Below are 18,808 nucleotides of genomic sequence, written 5' to 3'. Positions count from 1 at the left end.
GATAAACAGATAAACAGATAAACAGATAAACAGATAAACAGATAAACAGATAAACAGATAAACAGATAAAAAGATAAACAGATAAAAAGATAAAAAGATAAAAAGATAAAAAGATAAAAAGATTAAAGGATTAAAGGATTAAAGGATTAAAGGATTAAAGGATTAAAGGATTAAAGGATTAAAGGATTAAAGGATTAAAAGATTAAAGGATTAAAAGATTAAAGGATTAAAGGATTAAATAAAACAGCAGAAAGCAACACCACAGATTTTATAATAAATCTCCCTATAAAACACTGCGCCAGAGAATTTAGATTATAGCTCACTGTAAATTTCAAACCTGCCATTAAAGAACAGAATGGCTCATTCTTTCAGAGGCGAGCATAATCCCACGCTACTCAGGCCATTACCCGCAATATACAACTGCAGGTATAGATACAATAATCGAAGTATAATGTGCAGGGCGGACACGGCTCCTTTGTTTGGTGAACACCCGGGAAACCCGGATAGTTTAAGAAGGTTCACGTCGGTAATAATAATTTTTTGCTTAAATCCTCCCAGTGCTCAACAAATGCATCACGGGCAATATCGTACACACGCGTTTCAAGACAACGGATAAGATGCTCATGTTCAGCCACTAATTCTTTTGAATTCTCGTAGAAGGCATTACGCTGAACCATAAGTAACTCAATCTCACCTTCCAAAACGCTATAACTTTTTTGTAACCTGGGACTCAGACTGGCATCTATAATAGCACGATGAAAAGCTCTGTCGGCTGCACTCAGGTAAGCAGAAGATGCACCCGCAGGAGCCGCACGCATCACTTCAATAGCATCGAGGGCACCTTTAGGGATCAATCCACTGTAGGTAATCATGCGTACCGCTTCGCCTTCTAACACGCCGCGAAGTCGCGTCACATCAACAATATCGTTAGGGCCGAATTTTGGTACACAGAACCCCCGGTTCACAATTTGTACTAACAGCCCCTGGCTGACCAAAATCTGAGCCGCACTTCTGAATGTCGTTCGGGATACCCCATGCTCTTCTGCCATACGGATGTCACGCAAAAATGAACCAGGTTCGAATTCACCATTCAGGATCCGCTGTCGTATCGTTAAGACAAGTGATTCTAATGTGGTGGATTTTATTTCTTCAGAAGACAAAGATGATGGCAGATGATTTTCCATGATATAGCTACATGTTAATGTTGGTGATTGCTCAAAAAGAAAACACAACGTGCATTCTGTAGTAAAGAAATAGCAAAATATTGCAGCAGAGGTTAACCGCTCGTTTACTGCTCCCTTTCCGGTAACTGTCTGATGATTCCTTTTCAGGCAGCCACGCTCTACAGCCAGACTCACAGCACATTACCATACATTTCGCTGATTGCAGAATTATCAGGGGGCCGGGCATAGTAATGACCGGTCCCCTGATAAGGCTCTCGCATATTCAGAGCAGCTCTTTTGCAATATCAGAGAAGGTTTCAAGAAAACGTGTGACATCCGATGAATTGAAGACTAACGGAGGACGAATTTTCAGGACATTTCCCTCCCCCCCGCAGCTTCGTATAAGGATCCTTCTTTCGCGTAATTCATCAATAAATTGCTCAGTACGTCGTTTGTCCGGTGCTCCGGAATCCCGATCAGCAACGATCTCAACACCGGTATATAATCCGACCCCTCTGATATCAGACACATAAGGAGAATTCTTAACGATCTCATGCAGACCCTTACGCAACGCCTCCCCCTGAACAATGGCATTTTCCAATAGATTCTCGCTGCTGATCACGTCGAGAACGGCCGCACCCGCCGCGATGGGGAGCTGGCTGGCAGCAAATGTATTGAAATACCTGCAATTCTGACCAAACTCGTACGCAACCTCAGGGCGGAAAACGGTACCCGATAGCGGTAATCCATTACCCATCGGTTTACCCAGTGTGACGATATCCGGAATAATACCATGACGCTGAAACCCCCACATGGTATCCCCGCAACGGCCGAATCCTGACTGCACTTCATCGGCAATATAAAGCCCCCCGGCGGCATGAACCTCTTCAATCATGGGTTTCAGATAGCTCGCCGGGTCAGCAAAAATTCCGTCACTGGTGAACAGGGAGTCTGCAACAAATGCTGCCAGCCCAAAGCCATGCCGGGCAAGTTCAGAGACCCCTCGCTTAATCTCCTTCCTCATGTACTCATCAATGGAAAGCCCTTCGGCAGCCGCGACACGAGGGTCGGGGGCTTCAATAAGCACAACATTGGGTCCGATAGGCGATGTCGGCCCCAGACTGGGAGAAAAGGAAGCGACTTCACTGGTAATGCCATGATAGGCATTACGGGTGACAATAATCCCCTGATTACGGGTGTAGAATTTCGCTACGCGAATGGCCAGGTCGTTAGCTTCCGAGCCTGAACAACCGAACGTTACCCGGGAGAGTTCCTCCGGGAAGGTAGCGACCAGACGTTCTGCATAGTCAACCAGACTTTCCTGTACATATCGGTTATTGGTGTTGAGTTTCTTAATCTGTGAAGTGATGGCTTCGACAACCTGCGGATGTGAATGACCCACGCATGCCACATTGTTATACGCATCGAGAAAGTCATTTCCTTCGCGATCAAACAGATGAGCTCCCCGCCCTTCCACAAATTCAACCGGATTACGATAGATGAGGGAATATCCCGGCCCCAGAATACTCATTCGACGTTCCACGATAGAACGCATACGTGGATCAAGATTATCCATCCGGGAGGGATCAAATCGATTGGGATAAACTTCAAGTGCCCGGCTTACTTTTGTGTCGTACTTTGGAGTTGTCATTGGTCATTGCTCCGGTCAGAAAGATGACGTTGCAGATAGGTGATGGATGCGCGCCTGCACATCTGAAACGGGCGTCGCCAGCGCCATCGCGAGGTTGTCCCAGTCATGTTTTGCATGTGATTCAATATATTCCCGGCGGTCAGGGAGACGTTGTGCCCTCCATTGAGAAACCACCGCACGTAATGCCAGACGGGCAGTGGCCGCATCAGCGATGAGCACCGCATGTGCTGGCGACATTTTATAGCTCGACAGATATCCCCGCAGATAAGCCAGAGGAGCTCCCCAGGGATCATCAGCCCATTGCCCCAGGAGATTACAGAGACTTACCGCGGGTTCGAATATCACACACGTCCGGACGGCATCACCAAAATCAATTATCCCGCTGACAAAATCTGCCGATTCTGCAGAGACTAAAATATTGTAGGGGCTGAAATCTCCATGTATTACCTGGGTTTCAAGTTCTCCCATCAGGGGGACTACATTACGTGTAAATCGCTCAAAAGCTTCAGCGGCTAAAGCCCGATGAGTTTCATCGGTTAATTCTTCCTGCAGAATTGCCAGTGTGGGGATGTTTGCAAGATCCCAGACCAAAGGACGTAAATCATGTTGATGAGCAAATCCGCGTAATGCGAGATCAATCTCACCGGCAGCGCGTCCTGTTAAGGTGAGCTTAGCTTCGTCAACCGGAACCGTTGCCAGAATATCACCTGAGAGATAGGTCAATACACGCATATAGCGAAGAGATGTTGTATGAACCGGAACAAGGCTCTCACCATCCAGAGTCGAAATAACGTTCTGAACTTCCCACGCCGCAGTATGGTGATTAAGCCACTTCATTATGGCCGACTGCATTTCCACGACGCCGCGAGATTCGGCAGGTGATGATATTTTTACGAGGTAATAAAGCCCATCACAAATCAGAATAAAACTGTCATCCTTTTCGGTAGATAACCGTCTCAATTCACCTTCAAGTCCGTATCTGATATTTAAGATATTTTCGACCAGAGCGGACGGCACTTCATCAGTTCCATGCACCAGACCACTTTCATCAAGCAGGCAGAATGCAGCTGAGAGCCTGGATTTATTAACTGAATCATTGGTTATCATAGTTTCTCTGCATTTGATGTCTGAGGATGTAAAGATGAAACCTCTGTCTTACTCACCGGGGACAGCACTCAACATTCTGACTGACACGATCAAAATTTAGCCCCCCAGCCAGGATCCCCCGTATAAATTGTCCACCAGTTTTCAGGATCAAAACCAACATAGCACCTGCTAATGATCGAAAGCAAGCGATCATACCCATTATTTGTTGGACAATTTATAGCGGTGACACAGAGGCAAAAAGATCACTTTTATGGTGCATAACGTATTGCTAATGGGGGAATTAAAATAACTCAGTGCATCTTTGCCACATACTGGTGCAGTGCCTGAGCAGAGGGGTAATAATTATTTTTGTCGGACAATCCTGAGGGTATACCTGACAGACCTTATTGATGAGATGAACACTACTTTTAAACGTCTTTAATGCAGTTTGTTATCCTGCGGCAATCAACGGTGCACAGCGTTGCCGATAACGACGGGGATCCGGAGAAATCCATTCTCTTTGCCTGTTCAGAGGGGCATGGTCTTCGGCAGATAAAAACGGACAGAGGCCACGACGTGGATGCTTCGGTGAATAACCAGACCCGCGTAAGGGGAAAGATTCAGTTTCGGATCAGGAATATTTTAATGTGAGGATGGGTATGAGGCAGAGGCAGAGGCAGAGGCAGAGGCAGAGGCAGAGGCAGAGGCAGAGGCAGAATAAACTTTGCCGGTATCCAGAACAATATTGAACACTCCGTGGAGACACCAGGCAGAGCCCGGAGAAGAACCGGCAAAAGAGAAAGATAAAGCAGGAACAGCGGGATAGCGGGATAGCGGGATAGCGGGATAGCGGGATACAACCGTAACAGACCAGAGGTCACACAGACAAAGAGTCAGAGCTGTCAGCTCAACATCAGGAATCAATAAGATAGCCACCGGACAGCCATATCTGCAGAGAAGCATCCGGGTAACAGAGGGTCCCCCGGGCGAGGGCCATAAATGGTCCCCGGAGCAGAAACGAAAAAGCCCCGCTTTTCAGCGGGGCCTTAGAAAGAGTGGTGCCCGAACTCGGAATCGAACCAAGGACACGGGGATTTTCAATCCCCTGCTCTACCGACTGAGCTATTCGGGCAACGGGGCGCATTAAACCGTAATCGCCCTTTTCCGTCAATCACTTTTCTTCTTAAGTGCGCTGACCGCTGACTTTTACAGCAATGCGCTGAAATTTGCCGCAACTCCCGTAAAAACAGACAGAGGACGCGCCTTATCCTCTGTCTGTCCGGACCTTACTGGTCGGTGGTCACCGAACCCGGCGCGGCATCTCCCATTCCGGGGATATCCGCAGGAACGGCGCCTTTATCTTTATCAGTGACCGGTACATTCGCCTGGTCTGCAGGCAGCATGATATGGTCCAGAATCTTACGCATTAACGGTGCTGCCGTTACCCCATCGACACCGCCGTTCTCAAGGATCAATGCGACAGCAACCTTCGGGTCCTTGAACGGTGCAAATGCCGTATAGAAGATATGGTCACGTAACCGTATCGGGATCATCTTCGCGTTATAAATCTGGTTTTGTTTCAGACTAAATACCTGCGATGTCCCGCTTTTTGCCGCAATACCATAAGGTGCGGTGTGGAAATAGCGATACCCGGTACCGTTAGGTGCATTCGCCATACCAAACATGGCACGACGCACCAGCGCCCAGTAAGGTGAATTCGGGTCACCTATCTGCGGCTCGGCTTCCACAGGATGATACATCAGGACATCGTTCCCCTGCTGCTCTTTGTATAGCAGATGCGGAGTGATCACCCGTCCGTTATTCAGTAAGGCCACCAGTGCTTTCACCATCTGAATAGGCGTTGCTATCCAGTATCCCTGCCCGATACCGACAGAGATGGTATCCCCCTGGTACCAGCCTTTCTTATGGACTTTCTCTTTCCACTCACGGCTCGGTAACAGACCTTTATATTCTTCATGCAAGTCGATACCGGTCAGCTTCCCGTAACCAAACTGGCTGAGCATATGATGAATACGATCAATCCCCATCATATAAGCGACCTGATAGAAGAAGGTATCCGCCGACTCTTCGATAGCTTTAGTCACATTCAGCATGCCGTGACCGGTTTTTTTCCAGTCACGATATCGTCTGTCAGTGCCCGGTAAAGTCCAGGTCGGAGCACCGAAGAACGTCGTTTGCGGCGTGATAACCCCGTTCAGCAAGGCAGACATTGCCATATAAGGTTTTACCGTGGAGGCCGGCGGGTATAACCCCTGGGTCACACGGTTAATCAGCGGCAGGTCTTTATTCTCCAGCAGCTTCTTATAAGCCTGATAGCTTATCCCTTTCACAAACGGGTTAGGATCGTAGCTGGGGGCCGAGACCATCGCCAGTACAGAACCATCATGCGGGTCTTCCACCAGCACCGCCGCTCGCTGTCCCGTCAGCAGACTTTCGATATATTGCTGCAACGGCAGATCCAGCGTCAGCCAGACATTTTTCCCGGCGACCGGCGGCTGTTCACTCAGCACACGTACGATACGCCCATGGTTATCCACTTCCACTTCCTGATAACCAGTCTGACCGTGAAGCACGGATTCGTAATAGCCTTCAATCCCCTGCTTACCGATATTGTGATCCGCCGCGTAGTTCTCAGCAATCCCTGCGGCATTCAGACGTTTGAAGTCATTGTCGTTAATCTTTGAAACATAACCGACGACATGCGCTAAATCCGCGCCATACGGGTACTGACGATCCTGATAAGAATCGATGCTGACCCCGGGGAAGCGATATTCATCCACCGCAAACCGCGCTATCTGTTCTTCGCTTAGCTCATCTTTAATGATGATCGGTTTGTATCGGCTGGTCTGTTTAAGACGATGCCAGAAATCGTTCACGTCATCCGGCGTCAGGCCGATGATGGGCGTCAGCGCCTGGATAGTCGCTTTAAGATCGGTTTCTTTGTACGGGATCACCGTCAGGTCATACTGAGTGATATTCCGTACCAGCGGCGTGCCATTACGATCGTAGATCATCCCGCGCGTAGGCGCGATCGGGATCATCTTGATGTCATTATCGTTTGATCGGGTCTGGTAATAACTATGCTCACAAATCTGCAGCCGATAGAGGTTATATACCAGGATGCCAAAGCATACTGCTACCAGAACAAACGCCGTGATGGCACGACGAATAAATAGTTTTTCTTCAATTTCGAAATTACGCAGATTCATTACATAACATAGTTTGCAGGGAGAGCTATCACCAGCAGCCTATCATAGAGAGATAGTCAGCCAGTGCCAGTGACAAGTTGATCCGGGAAAGATTAAAGTGTGTCATTTGTTGAAGAATGTAACAAGAAATGAACAACGCGAAAAGCAATAACTCTTCGCGTTGCCGGGGCTAAATAAGAGATATCTTAAGCCTGATCAGCGGCCAGCACAGATTCCAGCGCGATGTTGATCATATCATTGAAGGTCAGCTGACGTTCTTCGGCCGTCGTCTGCTCGCCGGTACGGATATGATCTGAAACGGTACAGATAGCCAGGGCCTTAGCACCGAACTCCGCCGCAACACCGTAGATACCGGCCGCTTCCATTTCCACACCCAGGATGCCGTATTTTTCCATGACGTCGAACATTTGCGGGTCCGGGGTATAGAACAGATCGGCAGAGAACAGGTTACCGACGCGGGCATGAACACCCAGCGCTTTCGCGGCATCCACCGCATGACGAACCAGATCGAAATCGGCAATCGCAGCAAAGTCATGATCTTTGAAGCGCATACGGTTCACTTTAGAATCCGTACAGGCGCCCATACCGATTACCACATCACGCAGGTTAACGTCAGAACGGACCGCTCCGCAGGAACCCACACGGATAATGGTTTTAACGCCGAATTCGGTGATCAGCTCTTTCGCGTAGATAGAGCAGGAAGGGATCCCCATACCGTGACCCATCACAGAAATCCGACGACCTTTGTAAGTCCCGGTGTAACCCAGCATACCGCGAACATTGTTCACTTCACGGGCATCCTGCAGGAAGGTTTCAGCAATATATTTCGCACGCAGAGGATCGCCCGGCATCAGCACAACGTCTGCAAAATCACCAGCTTCAGCATTAATATGAGGTGTTGCCATGTTATTTTTCCTTTTAATCGTGTCATTTGCCGGCATGACAGCCAGCAAATGAGAAACAAGAGGCTTTTTTACAGCATGTTACGCCCGTAATCCATAGCTGAAAGACCAAAATAGGTCGCAATTGTCTGCCCGATATCGGCAAACGTCTCGCGCTGTCCCAGCGGGCCGGGCTTCACCTGCGGTCCATAGATCAATACAGGGATATGCTCGCGGGTATGATCTGTGCCGGACCAGGTCGGGTCACAGCCATGGTCTGCTGTCAGGATCAAAATATCCCCTTCCCCCACCAGCGCCATTAACTCCGGCAGACGGCGGTCAAAGAGTTCCAGCCCCCCGGCATACCCGGCGACATCACGGCGGTGTCCCCAGCTGGAATCAAAGTCGACAAAATTGGTGAAGACAATCGAATTATCCGGGGCCTGTTTCATCTCTGCCAGGGTAGCATCGAAAAGTGCATCCAGTCCGGTGGCTTTAACCTTACGGGTAATTCCCTGCTGGGCATAAATATCGGCAATCTTACCCACCGAAATCACCTCTCCCCCCTTCTCTTCCACCAGCTTTTGTAACATGGTGGCAGAAGGCGGTTCGACGGCGAGGTCATGACGGTTACCGGTACGGACAAATTCACCGGCTTTGGCACCGATAAACGGGCGGGCAATCACACGACCGATGTTGTAGCCCCCCTCCGTCAGGATCTTACGGGCGATCTCGCAGAGCTCATACAGCCGATCCACACCGAATGTCTCTTCGTGACAGGCAATCTGGAACACCGAGTCCGCCGAGGTATAAAAGATAGGCTTACCGGTACGCATATGCTCCTCACCCAGCTTGTCGAGGATCACGGTCCCTGAAGAATGGCAGTTCCCCAGATACCCCGGCAACCCGGCCTGTTCGACCAGTGTGTCCAGTAACTCCTGCGGAAAACTGTTTTCTGTTTCACTGAAATATCCCCAGTCAAACAGTACCGGCACCCCGGCGATCTCCCAATGCCCGGATGGCGTGTCTTTCCCGGAAGAGAGTTCCGCCGCACTGGCATAAGCGCCGAGAATAGTGGCATCAGCATCCATCCCTGCGGGGATTTTACCTGTTGATATCTCTGCGGCCTTCGCCAGACCCAGCGCCGTCAGATTCGGTAAGTGCAGCGGGCCTTGTCTGCCCTGATCTGCCTTACCGTCGTAGCAGGCCTGTGCAATATGGCCCAGCGTATCTGAGCCAGCGTCACCGAATTTCTCTGCATCTTTGCTGGCTCCGATCCCGAAGGAATCCAGCACCATAATAAATGCACGTTTCATGCTCGCCTCCTGTGCGTTCATGTCATGAGAAAAAAAACTGATCAGAACAGTATGCAACCATTCAGCAAATTCTGCGATAGATTAAAGGGATTTCTTTTGGCCGTTGATGCGTCACCGAAATGGCGGCTTGCAGGCTCTCTGCCGCCTGTTGCCAGCTCTGCTCATCCGCCGCATGCACCATTGCCAGAGGGTGGTACGCATCGACCGGCTGGCCCAGGGCAACAATCTCACTGATACCGACCCGGTAATCGATATTCTCACCGGCACGCTGACGACCGCCGCCCATCCGGACGATAGTCATCCCGGCCTCCCGGGTATCCATCGCACTGACAAACCCCGGCTCCCTGGCAAATACCGGTCTGATTACCGGAGCTGGCGTTAAATAATGCGCATAGCGTTCGACAAAGTCAGCCGGTCCGCCCTGAGCCGCCACCATCTTAGCAAAAACCTCAGCGGCCCGGCCGTTGTCCAGCACCTGTCGCAATCTGGCCCGCGCCTGCTGATCGTTAGCGGCTAATCCGCCACTGACCAGCATTTCACTGCTCAGGGCCATTGTCACTTCAAGTAACCGGGGATTACGGTGTTCGCCGGTCAGGAAGCGAACCGCTTCACGCACTTCAAGCGCATTACCCGCCGAAGATGCCAGCACCTGGCTCATATCCGTCAGTAACGCAGTCGTCCGGCAGCCGGCACCGTTGGCCACATCGACAATTGACCGGGCCAGTTGCTCTGATTGTGCAAGATCCGGCATAAATGCCCCGCTGCCGGCTTTAACATCCATCACCAGCGCATCCAGCCCTTCGGCCAGTTTTTTCGCCAGAATAGAGGCCGTGATCAGGGGTACAGAATCCACCGTCGCTGTCACATCCCGGGTGGCGTAAAAGCGCTGGTCTGCGGGTGCCAGCGTCCGGGTCTGACCGATGATCGCGACACCATTTTCGCGAATGATTTGCCGGAAGCGATCATTGTCGGGGAAGATATTCAGCCCGGGGATCGCTTCCAGTTTATCCAGCGTCCCGCCGGTATGCCCCAGACCACGCCCGGATATCATCGGAACATACCCCCCGCAGGCTGCCACCATCGGGCCCAGCATCAGAGAGGTAACGTCCCCGACCCCTCCGGTCGAATGTTTATCCAGCACAGGGCCGTTAAGATGCAGGTCCTGCCAGTTCAGTACGGTGCCGGAATCCCGCATTGCCAGAGTCAGAGCCACGCGCTCCGGCAGTGTCATATCCCGAAACCAGATAGCCATCGCCAGCGCAGCAATCTGCTCTCCGCCAATGCTACCGTCCGTGATCCCCTGAATAAAGGCCCCGATTTCCTGCGCTGTCAGAGGTTGACCGTTACGTTTCTTACGGATAATTTCCTGTGGCAAAAACATGGTGCTTCCCCGCTGTGCTGAAGAGTCCGAACTCCCTGATACCGTCCCCGCCGGGGGGGACGGATAACCTGCCCGCGGCAGTCATACCGCTTTTATGAATTGCCGCGTCAGTAACCGGCGGCCGGCGTGTCTGTGTCCACACCACAGCTTTTCAGTAAGCTGCTCAGTAATCCGGAAGCGCCGAAACGGAAATGACGGGCATCCGCCCAGTCGTCGCCGAGGATCTCTGCAGCCATTGCCAGATAATCGGCAGCATCCCCCGTAGTACGCACGCCGCCGGCAGGTTTAAAACCGACGCTCGCTGATACACCTTTATCCCGGATCACTTCCAGCATAATTCGGGCAGCTTCGGGAGTGGCATTGACGGCCACTTTTCCGGTAGAGGTTTTAATAAAATCAGCACCGGCCTCGATGGCAATTTCAGAGGCCTGACGGATCAGCGCAGGATCCTGTAATTCCCCGGATTCAATAATGACCTTCAGCAGCACATTTGCTTCGCTACAGTACTTTTTACAGGCACTGACCAGGCTGGCCCCCTGACGGTGATCTCCGCGTTTTAATGCTCTCCAGGGAAAGACCACATCGACTTCATCAGCCCCATAGGCAATCGCTGCCCGGGTTTCTGCTACCGCGATATCGATATCATCGTTTCCGTGCGGAAAGTTGGTCACGGTAGCGATACGGATGCCGGGTGTTCCCTGCTCACGCAGGACTTTGCGGGCCAGCGGAACAAAACGCGGGTAGATACAAATGGCCGCCGTTTGTCCGGCGGCAGAATTTGCCTGCCGGCACAGGGCCACGATTTTTTCATCGGTATCGTCATCGTTCAGTGTAGTGAGGTCCATCAATCCGAGGGCCCGGCGGGCGATCGTTGTCATATCCGTCATTCATTATTCCTCTGCAGAGTAGCCGGTCTGCGGTGCGGAAAAAGCTGCACCGTCATTTGTCATAATTCTAACAATTAATCTCCGCCAGGACTGCGTGACGGATCAAATAATCCATCCTTGCGGGAGAAAGCAGATAAAAACCGCAAAAAAGGGCATTAAAGGGGTAAAGAAACCGTCAGAGGGTCGGGTCGCTTGCGGAACGAGAAATGTTATAAAAGTAACAAACTGACCTTAATCCGCGTCAGATTCGGGCGGATGTAGCCGGGGGAAAAGACGCAGGGCATTCTGCCATAGCACTTCAGCCAGCTGCTCCGGTGGCTCCGGACGGAGTTCCGCGAGCGACTGCAGAATAGTGACCACATGCTCAGGCCGGTTGGGTTGCCCCTGAAATCCGTGAACCGGCATATCCGGAGCATCGGTTTCCAGCACCAGGGCACTGAGGGGCAGAGAAGCTATCGTTTCACGGGTCTTTCGGGCACGCGGATAGGTGATCGTGCCGCCCACCCCGATAGCGAACCCCAGCCGGACAAATGCATTGGCCTGTTGCAGGCTCCCCGAAAAACCGTGGATCACCCCGCCGGCAGGAAGATCAGCCTTCCGCAGTAAAGCAGCCAACGGGTCATGGGAACGTCGGGAATGAAGGATCACCGGGAGATCATAGCGCCGTGCCAGCGTCAGTTGACTCTGTAGCAGGGAGCGTTGTTTATCCGCCTGTGCCACCTGTTCCGCCGTATAAAAATCCAGTCCGGCCTCGCCTACCGCAACCAGTTTATCCCCGCCCTGTTGCAGACATTGTTGCAGACGATCGATATCCTCAGCGGTATGTTCTGCAATCCATAACGGGTGAAGTCCGGGTGCGTACCAGAGGGAAGGAAAACGTTCACAGAGAGAGATAATCTGGCTAAACCGGGAAGCCGTCACCGCAGGAATGACTATCCCCTGTACCCCGGCATCACGGGCACGGATCAGCTCTTCAGCCTCATGCTCAGCAAATGGCGGGAAATCAAAGTGACAGTGGGTATCAATAAAACGCACAACATTCTCCCGGGCAGCATAATAAAGTGCCGGCGGCAGAAAACGCTGTAAAAGACAGGATTGCCGTCAGACGGTGCGGAGAAGTGTATCAGGCGGGAGCGCTGCCGGCATCCTTTCCGGCAGTAAACTGAGTGACCTCAGGACAACGTTATAACCGTTTACGGCCGGTAAACAGGCTGATAAGGAACAGAATAATACCGACAATAAATACAATTTTAGCTGCCCAAGCAGCTGTACCTGCCAGTCCGCCAAAGCCCAGTGCCGCCGCGATTAATGCAATCACCAGAAAGATAATTCCCCAACGAAACATAGTAATCTCCTTACCTTCATTAACAGAACTCATCTTATAATTTGTTCTGACATAGACTCAGAACACGTATTTATCTTCAATTTTCCCGCAGCCTCCGCAGAGAACCCGGGTCAGTTGCTGATAGATAACTCGTTTTTGACCGCCCTGACCCCGGAAACCTTACGGGCTATCTCAGCGGCCTTATTTTTTTGCTGACGGTTACTGACATCCCCGGTCAGCAGAACCGTACCCCGTGTCGTAGTGACTGAGATATGCCTCGATGAGACCTGCTTATTTGCCAGTAAACGGGCCACAATCTCACTGGTTGTCGCGGTATCACTGGCATAACTCTTCAGATTCGTTTGCTGCGCTGGCTTTAAGTGCAGATGATTAATCACTTGCTTCACCCCGGTGATGCTTCTGACCAGGTGATCTACTCGCTCCATCTGCCGGCGCGATGTCACAAAACCCTCAACGGTAACGACTCCCTGTTGGGTGGACAGCGAGAGATCGGTACTGTTGATCTCTTTGTCATCAATCAGCGCAGTTTTTACCTTCGCGGTAATGGCACTGTCGTCCATAAAGTTGTCGACACTCCGCATCACCGATTTCCCCTCTGCGGGGGGTGTTTGCGCCGGCTGACCGGCGGCATACACATTCAGGCTGCAAAGTGCGGAAATCAGTAACAGCTTTTTCATAATGCTGATTTTTTTCATTAATAATATCCTGCATGATAATGACGTCTGCGCTTCGTTGACTGTCATGTCCGGAACCGGTCGTCCCCGGCCTTGCGCATCGGTCACATCACTTTAATAATAGTTGAGTTTTACTGTTGTGCAGATTTTTAGGAATCTGCTGAGTCCCGGAACAAGCGTCTGCAAAGCAACGGCGGGAAGCCATCGCTGCCAAAAGGAAGTGATGATAAGCAATTTACGCAGGTTGGCAGAAGCAGGAAAATCCTGAACCGGGACGCGGGAATATCTTAAAAAAACCGGCCAGAGGCCGGTTTTATTGAAACAACAGTCGGTTAGTGTTCGCGTGTTTTCCGGAAAACAACATCCGGATAACGTTCCTGAGTAATGTTCAGGTTAACCATTGTCGGCGCGATATAGGTCAGGTTATCCCCGCCATCCAGTGCCAGGTTGACTTCGTTCTTGCGCTGGAATTCATCAAACTTCTTCACATCGTTGCATTCCACCCAGCGCGCCGTAGAGACGTTGACCGATTCGTAAATCGCTTCTACGTTATATTCGCTCTTCAGTCGGGCAACCACCACATCGAACTGCAGTACACCCACTGCGCCAACGATCAGATCATTGTTAGAGACCGGACGGAACACCTGCACGGCCCCTTCTTCGGAAAGCTGAACCAGCCCCTTCAGTAGCTGCTTCTGTTTCAGAGGGTCACGCAGCCGGATACGGCGGAACAGTTCCGGGGCGAAGTTAGGAATACCGGTAAACTTCATTTTTTCGCCCTGGGTAAACGAATCACCAATCTGAATGGTGCCGTGGTTATGCAGACCGATGATATCCCCGGGATAAGCTTCCTCGACGTGCGCACGGTCGCCGGCCATAAAGGTCAGCGCATCAGAGATAACGACATCTTTGCCGGTACGCACCTGATACATTTTCATGCCTTTTTCATATTTACCGGATACCACACGCATAAAGGCCACGCGGTCGCGGTGTTTCGGGTCCATATTGGCCTGAATTTTGAAGACAAACCCGGTGAATTTCTCTTCGCCGGAGACGACCTCACGACTGTCAGTCTGACGCGGCATCGGTGCCGGCGCCCAGCTGACCAGGCCATCCAGCATATGGTCCACACCGAAGTTACCCAGTGCCGTACCGAAAAAGACCGGTGTCAGTTGTCCCTGCAGGAAAGCGTCCTGATCAAATTCATGGGAGGCTCCCTGGACCAGCTCCAGTTCATCACGCAACTGGGATGCCAGCTCTTCACCGATCTCCTGGTCAAGTTGCGGGTTATCCAGCCCCTTAATGATACGGACTTCCTGAATGGTATGGCCCTGTCCGGTCTGATAAAGATAAGTTTCATCTTTATACAGGTGGTAGACCCCTTTGAATAACTTACCGCAGCCAATCGGCCAGGTGATCGGCGCGCAGGCGATTTTCAGTTCGCTTTCGACTTCGTCCATGACTTCCATCGGATCACGGATATCACGGTCGAGTTTATTCATAAACGTCAGGATAGGTGTATCACGTAAGCGTGTGACTTCCATCAGTTTACGGGTACGATCCTCGACACCTTTTGCAGCATCGATCACCATCAGACAGCAATCCACCGCGGTCAGCGTACGATAAGTATCTTCCGAGAAGTCTTCGTGCCCCGGTGTATCCAGCAGGTTCACAAGCTTATCGCGGTAGGGGAACTGCATTACCGAGGTGGTAATCGAGATCCCGCGTTGCTTTTCCATATCCATCCAGTCAGATTTTGCGTGCTGACTGGATCCGCGGCCTTTAACCGAACCCGCGGTCTGGATAGCCTGTCCGAATAATAGGACTTTTTCGGTGATGGTGGTTTTACCGGCATCCGGATGCGAAATAATCGCAAAGGTACGGCGACGAGCCACTTCGTCTAAAAAAAGTGCTGTAGACATCAACAGGTTCTTCATTGGTTGGCGGAAAAACAATACAGGGGTGTATTTCCGTAAAAATCATCGTACCGGGAGAGTGTTTCTCCGCCGGCTCCAACGGATGTCACTGCCCGGCCTGAACCCCACCTGTATCAGTCAACATCACGTAATTATCTGCGGAGTGCACATGACGGCCATTCTCCGGACGCACATTCTACCTCATTTCAGGGCATTTCGGTATTCGGCCTGCAGCTTTCTTAAGCCGCACCCCGCGGTCATCGTATTACTGCGCTGTCTGCCCGCCGGAATCCGCATTTTTGTAACAAACCGGCCGCCGGACAGAGATGAAAATGAGAAAGACTTGCATTACATTAACTGAATAATTCACATTACTAAGACCATGATAAATAAAGATAAAAATACAAACGCTCACTTCACAAGCAACACATATTGATGCATAATCGCTCACCATAAATACACAACTTGTTACCTCTGTTTAAAAGGTTATCCTCATGTTAACTACCGATATGATCTCCCGTCTGAATGATCAGCTGAACCTTGAGTTTTATTCAGCAAACCTGTACCTCCAGATGAGCGCCTGGTGTGCAGATAAAGGATTTGAAGGTGCAGCCTCGTTCCTGAAAAAGCATTCCCGTGAAGAAATGGAACACATGCAGCGTCTGTTCGACTACCTGAGCGATACCGGTGCGTTACCGGTGCTCGGTAGCATCGACGCACCACCGGTCACCTTTAAATCACTGTCAGACGTTTTTGCACAGACTTACGAGCATGAGCAATTAATTACCGGAAAAATTAATGAGCTGGCACACGCCGCGATGACAACTCACGACTACTCCACCTTCAACTTCCTGCAGTGGTATGTCGCAGAGCAGCACGAAGAAGAGAAAATCTTCAAAACCGTACTGGATAAGCTGGGTATGCTGGAAAACAGCTCCAACGGTGCGTTCCTGCTGGATAAAGACCTGGCAAGAATGGACAGTGAAGTGCACAACAAAGGTGCCTGACTGACTCACGGCGGGCATTGCCCGCCGTGTTAGCCTCGCCCTTTCCCGCACGCCCCTGTTCAGCCAGCTATCAGCGTATCGCAGATACCTCTGGCTATTTCCACCTTTCCGGACGGAATGGCTGCATTTCGATAGCTGTTTTCTGACCGGTCATCATCTGTGCCAGCAGCATCCCGGTGGCTGGACCCAGAGTGAATCCCTGATGCCCATGACCGAAAGCGCACCACATCTGACTGACCCCGGGCACTTCACCAATCACCGGCTTCATATCCGGAAAACAGGGCCGGCTACCGGACCAGGTTTCATCATCCACCCGCTCCCCCACCGGGAAGTCCTGCCGGGCAACAGGTTCCAGCCGGTCAAGCTGACGGGGGGTTTGCGGATCATCGAGCCGTGCAAGTTCAGCACCGGTCGTCAGCCGGATCCCCCGGCTCATGGGTGCCAGCAGAAACCCTTTTTCCGCATCCAGCACCCAGTTGTTCAGCTGCTTACCGGGTTGTGCCTGGTAATGCCGATGATAGCCACGTTTGGGAAACAGCGGAGGCTGATAGCCGAATTTACGGGTCAGTAATGTGCTCCATGGCCCCAGAGCCACCACCACCTGCCGGGCCCGGCAGACATCCCCCTGGTCATTTCTGATTTCCCACATGCCCTCGCGGGTCCGGCTCAGGGTCCGGGCATCTGCGGAAATAAAGCTCCCGCCATCACGCAGGAAAAGATCCACATACGACTGCACTAAGGCAGACGGATCGCGGATAGTCCTGGGAGAAGTCCACATCACAGCCCCGGGAAAGTGCGGACTGATATCCGGTTCTCTGCGCTTCAGGTCCTCTGCCGAGAGTTTTATGTGGCTGACCCCCTGCTCTGTCAGCAGATCGGCGGATTGGTAACTTTCTTCCAGATGCTGATCGCTACGTGACAAGGCCAGCCACTGGTGAGTTCCCGTCAGTGCCTCTGCTCCTGCTTTATGAATCAACTCATTATGCGTTTCGAGCGAAAGAGAGATCAGCGAGGCGTACTCGCGGGCGATACCGGCATACCGTGCCGGCGCCGAATAATGGTAATACTGGCTGAGCGGCCGGATAAGCGAAGGGATAGCTGGCAGCTGGTAACGTATATCCGTTCTCCGGTTAGCCGCTGCGCTCAGGATCACCGATAACTGGCGGGGAAATGCATAGGGTTGAATGGCCTCCCGCTGAATAATCCCTGCGTTACCATGAGAGGTCTGCATCCCGGGCGCACCTTTATCGACCAGAGCGACGGTTTTCCCGCTTTCCTGTAAATAGTGCGCGCAACCGGTCCCCACCATCCCTGCACCTAAAACAAATACGTCATACGTCATAAAATTTACCTGTGAAAGCAGTATCCATCCGGTACTGAGCATCATCCTGCATCTTCGCAATACGGAGTTTACGGCGTGCGGTCGGCCCTCTGTCCGGTAAACATCCCCCTCCGCCTCGCGGCATCTGTAACCTGAAGCAATTCGTATGCCAGAACCGTCTCTCAGCAGTGAACGACTGAACAGAGTCAGGGTCTCTGGCCCCGGTCATACCCGGCAGGTGTCACGCTCTCCCCCCGGGGCCGATCTTTATCATTCCATCGATCACGGCAGGTTCAGGTTAACCAGACCACAGCCACAAGATACCTTTTTAATCAGCGGGATATCAGTTTTAAGTATGAGAATCAGGCCGGAAAAAAATCTAAGATAAAACGCTCAATGGTACCTGCGGGTATCCCTTACCCTCCGCGTTCAGGAAAACGACATGCTAACTCCGGATCAGAAAATCGACGAAATGGGCATTACACTTCCCGCCGTGACCTCCCCGCCGGCGAACTTTGTCCCGGTAGTGATCAGCGGTTCACTCGCATTTGTCTCCGGCCAGGGGCCGCTATCAGACGGTGCAGTTGTCTGGAAAGGGTCGGTAGGCCACGACATAACCCCTGAAGAGGGGTATCAGGCGGCGCGGCTGGCGGCGATTAATGCGCTCAGCGTGCTGAAAAACGAACTGGGTTCTTTGAACAGAATTAAAAGATTCGTCAAACTGCTGGCATGGGTCCGCAGTGCGCCGGGGTTTGATCAGCAGCATCTGGTCATCAATGGCGCGTCAGATTTTATCGTCGAGGTGTTTGGTGACAAAGGCAAACATGCCAGGAGTGCGGTCTCGGCCACAGAGTTACCGCTGGGCATGGCGGTGGAAATCGAAATGATTGCCGAAATAGTCGCGGAATAACGGTCAGCGTCACGTGGGTACCCGGCATTCTGATAGATGA

At 51.6% G+C, this 18,808-nt stretch carries 15 protein-coding genes and 1 tRNA gene; 2 read left to right on the top strand and 14 right to left on the bottom strand.

Annotation, left to right across the window (positions count from 1 at the left end):
- Positions 1–518: 518 nt before the first annotated feature.
- From JK223_RS12250 to prfC, 13 genes are all read right to left on the bottom strand, one after another.
- On the bottom strand, positions 519–1,358 hold the full coding sequence (locus tag JK223_RS12250) for a GntR family transcriptional regulator (RefSeq protein ID WP_212714464.1): 840 nt from the start codon (positions 1,356–1,358) through the stop codon (positions 519–521).
- An 88-nt stretch (positions 1,359–1,446) separates the two neighbouring features.
- Positions 1,447–2,814, bottom strand: coding sequence for an aspartate aminotransferase family protein (locus tag JK223_RS12245; RefSeq protein ID WP_212714463.1), 1,368 nt, complete (start codon positions 2,812–2,814; stop codon positions 1,447–1,449).
- 15 nt (positions 2,815–2,829) lie between these two features.
- A complete protein-coding gene (locus JK223_RS12240) occupies positions 2,830–3,921 on the bottom strand; it encodes a phosphotransferase (RefSeq protein ID WP_212714462.1) in 1,092 nt (363 codons plus the stop codon).
- A 1,035-nt stretch (positions 3,922–4,956) separates the two neighbouring features.
- Positions 4,957–5,032: transfer RNA gene (locus JK223_RS12235), tRNA-Phe, on the bottom strand.
- Between the two features lie 154 nt (positions 5,033–5,186).
- Positions 5,187–7,130, bottom strand: a complete 1,944-nt coding sequence (gene mrdA / locus JK223_RS12230; protein ID WP_212714461.1) for a penicillin-binding protein 2 — start codon at positions 7,128–7,130, stop codon at positions 5,187–5,189.
- 185 nt (positions 7,131–7,315) lie between these two features.
- Complete coding sequence (deoD, locus tag JK223_RS12225; RefSeq protein WP_212714460.1) at positions 7,316–8,035, bottom strand: purine-nucleoside phosphorylase; 720 nt, start codon at positions 8,033–8,035, stop codon at positions 7,316–7,318.
- A gap of 68 nt (positions 8,036–8,103) precedes the next feature.
- Positions 8,104–9,327: a phosphopentomutase gene (gene deoB / locus JK223_RS12220; RefSeq protein WP_212714459.1), complete on the bottom strand. Its 1,224-nt coding sequence runs from the start codon at positions 9,325–9,327 to the stop codon at positions 8,104–8,106.
- A gap of 61 nt (positions 9,328–9,388) precedes the next feature.
- The gene (gene deoA / locus JK223_RS12215; RefSeq protein ID WP_212714458.1) at positions 9,389–10,708 is read right to left on the bottom strand and encodes a thymidine phosphorylase; all 1,320 of its coding nucleotides are present in this window, start codon (positions 10,706–10,708) and stop codon (positions 9,389–9,391) included.
- Positions 10,709–10,815: 107 nt separating this feature from the next.
- Complete coding sequence (gene deoC, locus JK223_RS12210) at positions 10,816–11,595, bottom strand: deoxyribose-phosphate aldolase (RefSeq protein ID WP_212714457.1); 780 nt, start codon at positions 11,593–11,595, stop codon at positions 10,816–10,818.
- Between the two features lie 231 nt (positions 11,596–11,826).
- Positions 11,827–12,630: a TatD family hydrolase gene (locus tag JK223_RS12205; RefSeq protein WP_212714456.1), complete on the bottom strand. Its 804-nt coding sequence runs from the start codon at positions 12,628–12,630 to the stop codon at positions 11,827–11,829.
- Between the two features lie 148 nt (positions 12,631–12,778).
- On the bottom strand, positions 12,779–12,940 hold the full coding sequence (locus JK223_RS12200; RefSeq protein WP_071846595.1) for a DUF1328 domain-containing protein: 162 nt from the start codon (positions 12,938–12,940) through the stop codon (positions 12,779–12,781).
- A 110-nt stretch (positions 12,941–13,050) separates the two neighbouring features.
- Complete coding sequence (osmY, locus tag JK223_RS12195) at positions 13,051–13,635, bottom strand: molecular chaperone OsmY (RefSeq protein ID WP_212714455.1); 585 nt, start codon at positions 13,633–13,635, stop codon at positions 13,051–13,053.
- A 311-nt stretch (positions 13,636–13,946) separates the two neighbouring features.
- Complete coding sequence (gene prfC / locus JK223_RS12190) at positions 13,947–15,536, bottom strand: peptide chain release factor 3 (RefSeq protein WP_212714454.1); 1,590 nt, start codon at positions 15,534–15,536, stop codon at positions 13,947–13,949.
- A 488-nt stretch (positions 15,537–16,024) separates the two neighbouring features.
- Between prfC and ftnA the strand changes: the two genes are divergently transcribed.
- Positions 16,025–16,537: a non-heme ferritin gene (gene ftnA / locus JK223_RS12185; protein ID WP_212714453.1), complete on the top strand. Its 513-nt coding sequence runs from the start codon at positions 16,025–16,027 to the stop codon at positions 16,535–16,537.
- 94 nt (positions 16,538–16,631) lie between these two features.
- On the opposite strand, the gene JK223_RS12180 is transcribed toward ftnA, so the two are convergent.
- Positions 16,632–17,879 carry an FAD-binding oxidoreductase gene (locus JK223_RS12180; protein WP_212714452.1) on the bottom strand — a complete coding sequence of 416 codons (1,248 nt, stop codon included), beginning with the start codon at positions 17,877–17,879 and terminating at the stop codon, positions 16,632–16,634.
- 421 nt (positions 17,880–18,300) lie between these two features.
- Between JK223_RS12180 and JK223_RS12175 the strand changes: the two genes are divergently transcribed.
- Positions 18,301–18,768: a RidA family protein gene (locus tag JK223_RS12175; protein ID WP_212714451.1), complete on the top strand. Its 468-nt coding sequence runs from the start codon at positions 18,301–18,303 to the stop codon at positions 18,766–18,768.
- Positions 18,769–18,808 lie beyond the last annotated feature (40 nt).

Origin of the sequence: Tatumella sp. JGM118 (assembly GCF_018257515.1) — a bacterium.
GTDB classification, from domain to species: domain Bacteria; phylum Pseudomonadota; class Gammaproteobacteria; order Enterobacterales; family Enterobacteriaceae; genus Tatumella; species Tatumella terrea.
Note: the sequence above shows the minus strand (reverse complement) of the source record. Positions and strands in the feature narration are given on the sequence as shown.

What these genes read in the sequence shown, in the direction of transcription:
- deoB (WP_212714459.1), bottom strand. Translation starts at nt 9,327, where the DNA reads ATGAAACGTGCATTTATTATGGTGCTGGATTCCTTCGGGATCGGAGCC.
- JK223_RS12245 (WP_212714463.1), bottom strand. Translation starts at nt 2,814, where the DNA reads ATGACAACTCCAAAGTACGACACAAAAGTAAGCCGGGCACTTGAAGTT.
- prfC (WP_212714454.1), bottom strand. Translation starts at nt 15,536, where the DNA reads ATGTCTACAGCACTTTTTTTAGACGAAGTGGCTCGTCGCCGTACCTTT.
- mrdA (WP_212714461.1), bottom strand. Translation starts at nt 7,130, where the DNA reads ATGAATCTGCGTAATTTCGAAATTGAAGAAAAACTATTTATTCGTCGT.
- JK223_RS12175 (WP_212714451.1), top strand. Translation starts at nt 18,301, where the DNA reads ATGCTAACTCCGGATCAGAAAATCGACGAAATGGGCATTACACTTCCC.
- ftnA (WP_212714453.1), top strand. Translation starts at nt 16,025, where the DNA reads ATGTTAACTACCGATATGATCTCCCGTCTGAATGATCAGCTGAACCTT.
- JK223_RS12200 (WP_071846595.1), bottom strand. Translation starts at nt 12,940, where the DNA reads ATGTTTCGTTGGGGAATTATCTTTCTGGTGATTGCATTAATCGCGGCG.
- deoC (WP_212714457.1), bottom strand. Translation starts at nt 11,595, where the DNA reads ATGACGGATATGACAACGATCGCCCGCCGGGCCCTCGGATTGATGGAC.
- deoD (WP_212714460.1), bottom strand. Translation starts at nt 8,035, where the DNA reads ATGGCAACACCTCATATTAATGCTGAAGCTGGTGATTTTGCAGACGTT.
- osmY (WP_212714455.1), bottom strand. Translation starts at nt 13,635, where the DNA reads ATGAAAAAAATCAGCATTATGAAAAAGCTGTTACTGATTTCCGCACTT.
- JK223_RS12180 (WP_212714452.1), bottom strand. Translation starts at nt 17,879, where the DNA reads ATGACGTATGACGTATTTGTTTTAGGTGCAGGGATGGTGGGGACCGGT.
- deoA (WP_212714458.1), bottom strand. Translation starts at nt 10,708, where the DNA reads ATGTTTTTGCCACAGGAAATTATCCGTAAGAAACGTAACGGTCAACCT.
- JK223_RS12240 (WP_212714462.1), bottom strand. Translation starts at nt 3,921, where the DNA reads ATGATAACCAATGATTCAGTTAATAAATCCAGGCTCTCAGCTGCATTC.